This is a genomic window from Sphingobacterium sp. LRF_L2, from assembly GCF_965644235.1.
In the GTDB taxonomy this organism is placed as follows: Bacteria; Bacteroidota; Bacteroidia; order Sphingobacteriales; family Sphingobacteriaceae; genus Sphingobacterium.
This window is the reverse complement of sequence record NZ_CBFFRI010000049.1, coordinates 1-201: the sequence shown is the minus strand read 5'-3', so window position 1 is coordinate 201 and position 201 is coordinate 1. Positions and strand designations below refer to the sequence as shown.

Annotated in this window: 1 protein-coding gene; it reads right to left on the bottom strand. The window is 48.3% G+C overall.

Annotated features, from left to right (window positions below; genetic code table 11):
- Window positions 1–201 (bottom strand): hypothetical protein (locus ACSZOX_RS22475; RefSeq protein WP_437922492.1); only part of this gene is annotated, 201 nt, incomplete at both ends.

Sequence of the window (201 nt, the reverse complement as noted above, 5' to 3'; positions counted from 1 at the left end):
ATAAGAGATTTACAATAAGCAGGATCCCAATCCCGCAACAAGCACGTTCACGCTCCGGAAACATCCAACAAGCCAAACGTCCATTTTTGTATGCAGAAGACCGGCTAGCACAGCCTTCCACATACAGTTGTTCGCAACAGATCAGATCGCGATTCCGATCCGCGAATTTGACTAACGCACCAAAATACTCGCCGTCTGGCT